Annotated in this window: 10 protein-coding genes; 5 read left to right on the plus strand and 5 right to left on the minus strand. The window is 59.7% G+C overall.

What is annotated here, in order from left to right:
• Positions 1-29: 29 nt before the first annotated feature.
• Entirely contained in the window at positions 30-1,385 is a 1,356-nt protein-coding gene (locus JWR14_RS37390) for an epoxide hydrolase family protein (RefSeq protein WP_299719654.1), read from the minus strand.
• A gap of 73 nt (positions 1,386-1,458) precedes the next feature.
• Positions 1,459-2,040, minus strand: a complete 582-nt coding sequence (locus JWR14_RS37395) for a thioredoxin family protein (protein WP_299719657.1) — start codon at positions 2,038-2,040, stop codon at positions 1,459-1,461.
• A 175-nt stretch (positions 2,041-2,215) separates the two neighbouring features.
• Here JWR14_RS37395 and JWR14_RS37400 point away from each other — a divergent pair, with 175 nt between their 5' ends.
• The 4 genes from JWR14_RS37400 to JWR14_RS37415 all read left to right on the plus strand — a co-directional run bounded on the left by JWR14_RS37400 (position 2,216) and on the right by JWR14_RS37415 (position 6,029).
• The gene (locus JWR14_RS37400) at positions 2,216-2,587 is read left to right on the plus strand and encodes a GFA family protein (protein WP_299719660.1); all 372 of its coding nucleotides are present in this window, start codon (positions 2,216-2,218) and stop codon (positions 2,585-2,587) included.
• Positions 2,588-2,713: 126 nt separating this feature from the next.
• Positions 2,714-3,454, plus strand: coding sequence for a response regulator (locus tag JWR14_RS37405; protein WP_299719663.1), 741 nt, complete (start codon positions 2,714-2,716; stop codon positions 3,452-3,454).
• The gene (locus JWR14_RS37410) at positions 3,451-4,770 is read left to right on the plus strand and encodes a HAMP domain-containing sensor histidine kinase (RefSeq protein WP_299719666.1); all 1,320 of its coding nucleotides are present in this window, start codon (positions 3,451-3,453) and stop codon (positions 4,768-4,770) included. Before JWR14_RS37405 ends, JWR14_RS37410 begins: the two co-directional genes overlap by 4 nt.
• Before the next feature lie 215 nt (positions 4,771-4,985).
• Positions 4,986-6,029 carry an alpha/beta hydrolase gene (locus tag JWR14_RS37415; protein ID WP_299719669.1) on the plus strand — a complete coding sequence of 348 codons (1,044 nt, stop codon included), beginning with the start codon at positions 4,986-4,988 and terminating at the stop codon, positions 6,027-6,029.
• Between the two features lie 83 nt (positions 6,030-6,112).
• On the opposite strand, the gene JWR14_RS37420 is transcribed toward JWR14_RS37415, so the two are convergent.
• Positions 6,113-7,417, minus strand: a complete 1,305-nt coding sequence (locus JWR14_RS37420) for an MFS transporter (protein WP_299719672.1) — start codon at positions 7,415-7,417, stop codon at positions 6,113-6,115.
• Between the two features lie 84 nt (positions 7,418-7,501).
• Complete coding sequence (locus tag JWR14_RS37425; protein ID WP_299719675.1) at positions 7,502-8,881, minus strand: SAF domain-containing protein; 1,380 nt, start codon at positions 8,879-8,881, stop codon at positions 7,502-7,504.
• Between the two features lie 160 nt (positions 8,882-9,041).
• On the opposite strand from JWR14_RS37425, the gene JWR14_RS37430 reads away from it, so the two are divergent.
• Positions 9,042-9,935, plus strand: coding sequence for a LysR family transcriptional regulator (locus JWR14_RS37430; RefSeq protein ID WP_299719678.1), 894 nt, complete (start codon positions 9,042-9,044; stop codon positions 9,933-9,935).
• A gap of 47 nt (positions 9,936-9,982) precedes the next feature.
• Here JWR14_RS37430 and JWR14_RS37435 read toward each other — a convergent pair.
• Positions 9,983-10,960, minus strand: a 978-nt coding sequence (locus tag JWR14_RS37435; protein WP_299719681.1) for a phospholipase D-like domain-containing protein, incomplete at its 5' end; no start/stop codon positions are given.

Consider the following 10,960-nt stretch of genomic DNA (forward strand, 5'->3'; position numbering starts at 1 on the left):
TTGCCTGTTTCTTGTCTGCTTCCTGTCCGTCAGGCGCGCAGCGGTCTCAAACCCGCCCGAACCTCCTCGGCAAACAATTGCGGTTGCTCCCACGCCGCGAAGTGCCCGCCTCTATCGACCCTGTTGTAGTAGATCAGGTTGTGATACGCACGCTCTGTCCAACTCCGCGGGGCCTGATAGTTCTCGCGAGGAAAGACGCTCACGGCCGCTGGGACAGACACATCGGCGGCGGCCAGGAAGTTGAAGTGAGACTCCCAATAAAAGCGCGCTGCGGAAATTCCCGTGTTCGTCAACCAGTAGAGCGTGATGTCGTCGAGCACGTCGTCTCTTGTCAGCTCGCCCGCGGATTCTCCATTGACGGAGCGCCCGAATACGGCCGAAGTCAGTGCCGCGGCGGGCTGAACATATCCGTCACCGTGATCAAGCAGCCAGCTTGCCAGCGCAACGGGCGAGTCCGAGAGTCCATAGAGCGTTTGAGGGCGCGTGCCCATCTCCAATGCATAGGCGCGTCGTTTCTTGGCCGCGCTGCTTAGCTGCTCGTAGGCGTGCTTTTCGTCGTCCGACAGGCCGGGCGGCGGTGGGTCTCCCGCTTGGAGCGCCTTCGCAATCTCGGGTGGAACAGTCGCGGGAAAGTTGACGTGAATGCCTAGCAATTCCGGTGGCGCCTGCTTAGCCATCACGTTGGCGACAACCCCGCCCAGATCGCCGCCTTGCGCCGCGAATTTCTCGTATCCAAGGCGCTTCATTAGCACTACCCACGCACGCGCAGTGCGCTCCGGCCCCCAACCGGTCGAGGTGGGTTTGCCGGACAAACCGTAGCCTGGCAAGGACGGAATGACCAGATGAAAAGCATCCAAAGCGCTCGCACCATGTGCCGTGGGATTGGTCAGCGGATCGATAATCTTGAACTGCTCGATGACCGAGCCGGGCCATCCATGCGTAACGATGAGCGGCATCGCGTTTTCATGGTTCGAGCGAACATGAATGAAATGAATATCCAGCCCATCGATCTCGGTCACGAACTGCGGCAAGGCGTTCAATTTTGCCTCGCACTTGCGCCAGTCGTAGTCAGTCGACCAATGTCGCGCGAGCTCCTGGATCATCGTGAGCGGCACGCCTTGCGAGTCATCGGCGACCGTTTCCCGTTCGGGCCACCGCGTCGCTTTAATGCGTCTTCGCAGATCCATCAGTTGTGCTTCCGGCACGTGCACACGAAGCGGACGAATAGCAGTCTTGTCGCCGCCCGCCGATTTAGCAACTTCAGTAATCGTTTGATTAGTTTCCGCAAAAGCGAGCCGACTCAATGAGCCCGCAGCAAGAGTCGCCGCAGCCACGCTAACAAAGCGACGGCGAGACCGCGATGGGGGAAGGACGTTATCTAACATAAAATCTCCACATGACGATGAAGCCAGGTTCCAATCAATGGCGGCGTGACCGGTGAGGGCATTGCGCGTCGAATCACGAGTTTTCCGCCAGCAAGGACTTGATCTTCGCCTCGGTCTGTTCGTAGTCGCCTTCGCCGAAGTGCGTGTAGACCACGTGCCCTTTCTTGTCGACCAGATAAAACGCGGGCCAATACTGGTTGTTGTAGGCGTTCCACGTTGCATAGCCATTGTCTTGCGCCACCGGGTACGTAATGCCGAGCCGCTTGATGGCCGTCTTGACGTTGTCCGTGTTGCGCTCGAACGGATACTCGGGCGTGTGCACGCCGACCACCACCAGGCCCTGGTCCTTATATTTCTGATTCCATGCCTTCACATAAGGCAGTACGTCAATACAGTTGATACAGGTATAGGTCCAGAAATCGACTAGCACCACCTTGCCGCGCAGCTGCTGCATGGTCAGGGGATCGCTATTGAGCCATTTATCGATACCGGTGAATTCCGGAGCGCTATTGCCGCTGCTAAGCGGACTTGCAACGGCACTTGCGGCAGCGCTAGCCGCGGGAGTCGCAACGAGACTTGCGATTGCCACCGCGCCGGTTGCAACGGCTGCAGCAAACAGGGTGACGGTAGCGGCGGTTTTGATTCGGGAGAGCATGACAGTCCTTCCAGTGGTTGGCATGGCTGTATTGGAACGCCCGCTCGTATCTGGCTTGTGTCGCCGGGGCCGCCCGGTGCAATGTTTTGTGTCAGCGGAGCGCTCGGATACATTGGGATACAAAGCGTCGCGCGTAGTGAGCTATAAAGCAGCCATGCCTAATGCGGAGAGCCCTATGAGTACCCAACTGCTGCACGGATCCTGTCATTGCGGGAGCGTGAAATTTGAAGTCCGCACCGCCGTCGCCCCTGCGGCGCGTTGTAATTGCAGCCTGTGCCGGCGCAAAGGCGCGTTGATGACGCCGCCGTTCGCTGCCGGCGAACTAAAGATCCTCAGTGGCGAGGAGTCGCTAGCGCTATACCAGTTCAATACGCGCGCGGCGAAGCACTACTTCTGCAAGCGTTGCGGCATTTACCCGTTCCACCAGACGCGTAAGGATCCGCAGCTCTGGCGCGCCAACATCGGTTGCCTTGAAGGTATCGACCCGTATACGCTGGAGGCCAGCGTGGCCAATGGCGCCAGCCTGTCCGTCGTGGAGGATGCATGAGACGGCTAATGGCAATTCTCGCCTTCCTGGCGGGCGGACTTGCAGCGGAAATCGCGCACCCCGTGCACTGTTCGCTGGTCAACGTGACCCGCGTGCGCGTCAATCGTCGGAAGGATTGATCCATTGATGGAAAACACCGACCACGTACTGATCGTCGACGACGATCGCGGCATCCGCGAGCTGCTTGCCACTTATCTCGAGAAGAACGGCATGCGCGTTTCGCTCGCCGCCAACGGCCGCCAGATGCGCACAGTCCTTGAGCTTGGTGCGCCCGACCTGATCGTACTTGACCTGATGATGCCCGGCGAAGACGGCCTGGTGCTGTGCCGGGAATTACGCGCGGGCAAGTTTCGCGCAGTGCCGGTATTGATGCTGACTGCCCGCAGCGAGGAGGCGGATCGCATCGTCGGGCTGGAAATGGGCGCCGATGATTACCTGTCCAAGCCGTTTGCCGTGCGTGAACTGCTCGCGCGCATTCGCTCCGTGTTGCGCCGCGCCCGCATGCTGCCGCCCGGCATGCAGGTGACAGAATCCGCGCCGATGATCGGCTTCGGCGACTGGCGGCTCGACACCACTGCGCGCCATCTGCTCGACGCCGAAGGCACCATGGTGGCCCTCAGCGGCGCGGAGTACCGCTTGCTGCGCGTGTTCCTCGATCATCCACAGCGCGTACTCACGCGGGATCAATTGCTCAACCTGACTCAGGGCCGCCAGGCCGATGCGTTTGACCGCTCGATCGATCTGCTGGTCAGCCGTTTGCGGCAGCGCCTGCAGGACACTGCGCGCGAGCCCCGCTACATCAAGACGCTGCGCAGTGAAGGCTATGTATTTTCGGCAGCGGTGACCATGATCGAAGGCAACCCATGAAGCTCGATGCATTGCTGCATTGGCCACGCACGCTGTTCGCGAGGCTTGCCCTGATCCTCTTTGTCGGCCTTGCGCTGGTGCAAACGCTGTCGGTCTGGCTCACCATGACGGAACGCGACCAGACCATGAATAACGTGATGATGGGTTACATCGAACGCGAGGTCACGAGCTCCGTCGCGCTCCTCGATCACCTGCCCGCTAATGAACGCGCCGCGTGGCTGCCAAGACTGGCGCGGCGCACCTATACCTTCGTTCTGGGGCCTGGAGTCACCGGCGCGCCGCCGGATGCGGAGCTGTCCGCGCGGGTGGCTCAATCGATTGCAGACGGCATCGGCAAGCGCTATCCGCTAACGGCTAACGCGGTCCCGGGGGACCCTGAACGCTTGCAGGTTCATCTGCAGTTGAGCGACGGCACGCCGCTGACAATCGATTACCGTCCTATGCCGGGCGCGCCGCTGTCGCCGTGGTTATCGTGGCTGCTTATCCTGCAACTGGTGGTGCTGGCCGCCTGCTGCTGGCTGGCGGTACGGCTGGCAACGCGCCCATTGAGCCAGTTGGCGCGCGCGGCCGATACGTTAGGCCCTGACCTGAAGGCGGAGCGCCTGCCGGAAGACGGGCCGGACGAAGTGGCGCGAGCGGCGCGAGCGTTCAACGCCATGCAGGACCGCATCAAGATGTACATGACTGAGCGCCTGCAGATCCTCGCGGCGATTTCGCACGACCTGCAAACGCCGATTACCCGAATGCGTTTGCGCCTTGACGTCATGGATGAAAGCACAGAGGGAGCAAAGCTGCAGCAGGATCTGCACGAAATGGAAACCATGGTCAAGGAAGGCGTGACCTACGCACGCACCATGCACGGGGCCAGTGAGGCGCCGCTGCGTATCGATCCGGATGCGCTGCTCGACAGCCTCGTGCTCGACTATATCGATGCCGGCAAGGACGTCTCGCTGCAGGGACACATTGCCGCTCCATTGGTGACGCGCCCGCAGGCGCTGCGTCGGATCGTAGGTAATCTCGTCGATAACGCGCTGAAGTTTGGTGGCGCGGCAGAGATCAAGGTTGCAGCCTCGCAAGACGGACAGGTGACGGTCTCGGTGTTCGACCGCGGACCAGGTATTCCGGCTGAGGCACTGGAAGCGGTGTTTGAACCCTTCTACCGGGTGGAAGAGTCGCGCAACCGCGGAACGGGCGGTACCGGACTGGGCCTCGCGATTGCGCGACAACTCGCTTTGGCGATGAACGCAGCGCTATCGCTGCATAACCGGCCCGACGGCGGCCTGGAAGCCAGGTTGTTGTTGAAAGTCGCCAAATAGATTCGGATCACTCATTGATTACGGGGCATGGGCGTCTTTGTATCTCAATGTATCTACAGCCTCAATGAATACATGAGGTTTCACTGGCCCTCTTCGCAGACACAAGCCAGATACGTCCACGGGTTCTATTGGTTTCAGGCCAGACTGCCTGGCTTCGGCAAGCGAGACGACACATGCGTTGCGCTTGTGTGGCGACTATTTAAGGAGAATCAAGAATGCCGGACCAGATCAATACTCGACGTCGCCGCCTGCTTGGGACGACAGTTGCAGGGTTTAGTTTGATGGAGTTGGGATTAAGCGGACTTGCCAAGGCGCAGTCGAATGCACCTGCGGCCGGCACGCAAGCTGCAACGCATGGTGTTTCGTTCGACACTATTCGCCAGATCCACGCCGGCGCGCTCAACATGGGGTATGCAGAAGCGGGCTCGCAGAATAGACCGGTCGTGATCCTGCTGCACGGCTGGCCCTACGATATCTACAGTTTTGCTGAAGTCACGCCGTTGCTTGTAGCCGCTGGATACCGGGTAATCGTGCCGTATCTGCGCGGCTATGGTTCAACACGGTTTCTCTCCGCAGATACGCCTCGCAACGGCCAGCAAGCTGTGGTTGCTGTCGACATCATTGCATTGATGGACGCATTGAAGATCGACAAGGCTATCTTCGGCGGCTTCGATTGGGGCGCGCGCACAGTCAATATTATTGCCGCGCTGTGGCCGGAGCGTTGCAAGGCGATGGTGTCCGTGAGCGGTTATCTGATCGGCAGCCAGGAAGCGAACCGGACGCCGCTGCCGCCTAAGGCCGAGCAGGCCTGGTGGTACCAGTTCTATTTCGCCACGGAGCGTGGTCAAGCGGGGTATGAAGCGAACCGCCATGATTTCAACAAGCTGATCTGGCACACCGCGTCGCCTAAATGGAACTTCGACGATGCGACGTTCGAGCGCTCGGCTGAGTCGTTCAACAACCCGGACCACGTCGCGGTGGTGATTCACAATTACCGCTGGCGTCTCGCACTGGTCAAGGGCGAGCCGCAATACGACGAGCTCGAAAAGCGCCTGGCGATGGCGCCGACCATTTCTGTCCCGACCATTACCATGGAGGGCGACGCCAACGGCGCACCGCATCCCGAGCCGGCAGCCTACGCGAAGAAGTTCACTGGCAAGTATCAGCACCGGAATATCGACGGTGGTATCGGCCATAACCTGCCGCAAGAGGCGCCGAAAGCATTTGCCGATGCAGTAATTGATGTCGCTCGCCTTTAACCGGACCAGGGTTTGGCAACGGCATGGGTGACTGACAGGGTCTTCTCGTCAGTCACCCATGCCGACATAGCAGTTCCACCCCCTCAACGATCCGCGAGTTTCCCCGAGACGGTTCGCACCAGCAATGCACCCAGCAGAAGACATACGGCCACAAAATACAGCCCCATGCGATTGTCGTGTGTTGTCACGTTGAGCCACCCTACCGCATAGGGCGAGACAAAACCGGCGAGGTTACCCACGCAGTTGATTCCGGCAATTCCAACGGCCACTGAAGTACCGGCAAGGAACGACGACGGAATGCTCCAGAACAACGACAACGCCGACAATATGCCCGCAGCAGCCACGCTCAACCAGATCACCGCGAGCGCCGGATGGTGACCGACATAGCCACTCGCAGCAAATCCGATTGCGCCGATCACAGCCAGCACCGAAAAATGCATCCGGCGCGAGCGGAAGCGATCCGAGCTCATTCCAGTGAGCACGATTGCTGGAATGGCGACAAGGTAGGGAATAGCCGATAACCAGCCGATCGTTGATACATCACTTAAGCCCGAGTCCTTGATGATCGACGGCAGCCAGAAGCTGATGCCGTACAAACCAATGATCTGGCAGAAGTAGACGGCGCAGAGTTTCCAGATGTGCCGATCGGAGAGAATAGCGCCGAGGTTGTGATGCGTTGTCTTCTCTGAATCCTCCCGGTCGATCTCTCCCGTGACGAATGCTTTCTCGCTGTCGGTCAACCACTTCGCCTGCGTGGGACGATCGACCATCAACGCTAACACCGCAATGCCGCAAAGCAGCGCCGGAAGCGCTTCAATCAGGAACAGCCACTGCCATCCCGCCATGACGGTTGAATGGCTGAAGCTGCTGAGCACCCAGCCCGATAACGGACCGCCGACCACGCCCGACAGCGGAATCGCGATGTAATACACACCGAGCGCGAAGCCCCGCTTTCTCGCGGGAAACCAATAGGTCAGATACAACATGATGCCCGGCGAGAAACCAGCTTCAGCCACGCCCAGAAAAAAACGAGCGGTGTAGAACTGCATCGGTGTTTTCACAAACAGCGTGAGCGCGGAAATGATCGCCCACGTAATCATGATGCGCGCGATCCAGATGCGAGCGCCAACCCGATGCAAAATCAGGTTGCTGGGCACTTCGAAAATAAAATAGCCGATGAAAAAGATGCCCGCGCCCAGGCCATAGACCGCGTCGCTCATGTGCAGGTCGTTCAGCATCTGCAACTTGGCAAAACCGACGTTCACCCGGTCGAGATAACCGCACAAATAACACAGCACGATGAACGGCATGATGCGCCAGCTGATCTTGCGGTAGACGTCGGTACGCGCCGCCGGCGCCACCAATAGGGTTTCGCTGATATGGCTCATGTCTCCTCCGTCGTCCTTTACCGGACGTTATAGAGTGCGGCCGGGCGGATACCCGGCCATCGATCAGGGATGCTTATGATGCAACTACGATGCGAGTTTTTCGGTGGCCACCTCTACCCCAAGCTCCTTGCGGAACAGCGCCTCCATCTCGAGACGTACGCGCACCGCTTCCTTGGTGGCGTCGAAGGCCACGTCGCTCCAGCGAACCGGTTTCCCTGCCGCCACCGGGCGCTGCAACACCATGTTGTGCGCGAGCCCAATGGGCAGCGCACCGTGCAGCAGCGAGTCCACCGCGGGCATCAGCTTGCCGTAGACGGTGTGACCGCCCTCGCCGTCCAGCCTTTCGCCTGCTCGCAGGTCACGCTTAGCAGTGGCCGCAACGTCGCCGTGGAACCCCGTGGTCGCGCCCGTGGCCTCGCCACGCACCGCAATGCTTGCAATCGACACCCCGAGTTCGAGACCGATCAGGTGATACGGCTTGTATATGGCCGCGAAACGTCCGCTCCGGTCAGTCTTGAGGCCGTATTGCGCGAAGCAGTCGCGGACGTAATCGGAGGGCGCTTCAAAAACGGCATAGACGCCCCAGCGCAAGTCGCGGAACACGGGGCGTCCATCGCGTTCAAGCGACGACACCACTTCCACGCTGCCGCGATGCGGAAGGATTCCGCCCTCGGAGGCCGGGCGCAGCAACTCAGGCAGGTCGTCGACGCCACAGGCGGGAAACGCCAGGCCGTCGGGCGGCGGACGCAGATCGCATGCGTTCGATACCGCCGCCATTTCGAGCGCCGACTTCGTGCCGTCGAGGAAGGAGTTGAACATCTGCGCGTTGAAATCGCCTGAAGCCACCTGCTCTTCGGTGAAGCCGTAATAGCTCCAGACGGTGTCGGGGGTCGACTGGTGATAGACCGGCAAATACTTGGTGCCCTTGCCGGCGCAGATGACGTTAAAGCCGATCGTGCGCGCCCAGTCCACCAGTTCCGCGATCAACGCGGGCTGATCGCCCGATGCCATCGAGTAGATGATGCCCGCCTCTGCCGCGCGCCGCGCAAGTAGCGGACCGGCAAGCACGTCGGCTTCAACGTTGACCATCACGATGTGTTTCTTGTGCTTGCAGCACAGTAGCGCGTGATGGATGCCCGCTGCGGGGCTGCCTGTTGCATCTATGACTATATCGACGTGGTCGCTTGCGATCATCGCATCGGCATCGTCGGTGATGAAGGTCGAACCGCTGCGCAAGGCCTCCGCCCACGAACTCGCCGAATAACGCGCTTCTTCCCAGCCGACACGTTGCATCGCGCTGCGTGCCCGCGCCGGAGAAAGGTCGGCGATGCCAACCAGATGAATGCCCGGCGTACGCGGTGCCTGCGACAGGTACATGGATCCGAATTTACCCGCGCCGATCAGCCCTACTCTGACGGGACGCCCTGCCTGGGCCCGAGCTTCGAGCTTCGCGATAAGCGACATGCTGTCTCCTTTATTCATACGGTTGAAATGCGGTTCGACTGCGTTTGCATGTCAGGACCGAACCGCGTGCCTTCATCGGGGAAGGACATGAAGCCAAGATAGCAGCCAATTTTTTGCAATAGAATGGGCAATTCCACAACCGCGCTGTGCAAAAATCCCCATGCGACGATTTGATTGGGATTCCCTGCAAGCCTTTCTCGCCGTTGCTCGCGCGGGACGCCTCACTGTCGCAGCGCAGCAAATGGGCGTGGACCATTCCACGCTAAGCCGGCGCGTTGCTTCGCTCGAAGCAAGCATTGGCGTTCAGCTATTCGAGCGGCGTTCGGTCGGCTTTTTGCTGACGCCCGAAGGGGAGCGGTTGATGACCGATGCTGAGGCAATGGAAAGCCTGGCTTTGCGCATCAACGCGCGCCTGGGCGATCCATCGGTTGGATTGACGGGCACGGTCAGGGTCGGTACGCCTGAAGGATTCGGCACCTATTTTCTTGCGCCGAGAATTGCGAAGCTGACCGCCATGCACCCCGACCTGGAGATAGAACTGGTCGCTAATCCGCGCATGTTCAGTTTGTCAAAACGCGAAGCCGATATTGCAGTAAGCATGACGCGCCCAAGTCAGGGAAGAGTCTATGCACATAAGCTCAACGACTATTCCCTTGGGGTTTATGCGTCGCCTCGATACCTCGATACGCATGCGCCCATCACCACGTTTCAGGATATCTTCAATCATCCGTGGATCGGCTACGTGGAAGATTTGATGTGGAGCGCGGAGCTCGATTACTTGTCGCAGATCTCTACATCGCTGACGCCGTCCGTGCGGATTTCGAATGTGATAAGTCAGGCTGCGGCAGTGGGCGGCGGCGCAGGGATTGGTGTGCTGCCGTGCTTTATTGCCCGCACGGATCGGACCCTCGTGCGCATTCTCCCCGATGAAATTTCGCTCAGCCGCTCCTACTGGCTGGTCACGCATGCGGACTCGCACGATGTAGCGCGGGTCAAGCTCATAGCGGATTTCATTCGCGCTGAATGCAGTGCGTCCGGATTGTTCTGGGTGTGATTACTCGGCGCGTTAGTCGACCTTTCGACGAACAACACTTGCGTCCTCTAACGCGCTTGCGATTCACCAAACGTCGCGGGATTCAGGCTGCATGCAAGACCATGCAAATGAACATCACCGGCCTGCCATCGGGCAGTATTCTCACGGGCAATACGCTGAAAGAGCCGCATCGCTGACTGGTCGTCCAGGTGCCCGGTATCCTGCCCCAGGTGTTCGAGCAGAAGCTGACGGCGCAGCGCGCGCACCACCTCACCATCCCACACCGCCGCGTTCATCTCGCTGTGCCCGAACAGGGAATTCACATGCAGGTTGCATGAACCAACGGCCTCCCGTGCGTCGTCGATCAGCATGATCTTTGCGTGAACGTAGATGATTTTCCGGCCACCGGATTGCGTTCTTCCGGCGATGCCCGCCAGCGTGAAATGATCGTATTGACCGAGCGCTTCCAGCCGGTCAAAAAACGGTTTGTGCTCGGGGCGCCGTCGCCACAGGCCGACATATTCCTCCGGCTCACCCGGCACTAGAAGCACTACATGTATGCCTCGTTTGAGCGCTTCCTCGAGCGCAGAGGCGATTTCCGGCACAGGCAGCGCCTGATTTTCCAGATAAAGGGAGCGGCGAGCCGCGTTGATCGCCAGCACGTATTGATCGGTGATCGAGCGCTCGCCGCGGGCGATATCGATTTGATGCGCAGCGCTTCCCGGCGCAGCATGAGACTCGCGATAACAACCCGCATGCACGTTGCGTTGAATCTGAACAACGCTGCTGCCGCGTGCATCGGATAGCTTTAAAGGAAATGGCAAACGCTCATCGCCTTCATGCCCCCAGACGCCCAATGGCGCGTCTCGCTCGCTGGCCTCGTTCCATCGCTGCACGAAATTGTGATGCACATCGCTAGCGGACGGACCCGTGACCTCGACATAGATATCGTGACGTTGCCGCTCACCCATATGTCCCGGTTCGACGACCGAAAAAGTGGGATTGATCCCGCCGACGAAAGCCGTTTCCGATGCCCGGCCTGCGTC

The sequence above is a fragment of the Caballeronia sp. genome (genome assembly GCF_028292365.1).
In the GTDB taxonomy this organism is placed as follows: Bacteria; Pseudomonadota; Gammaproteobacteria; order Burkholderiales; family Burkholderiaceae; genus Caballeronia.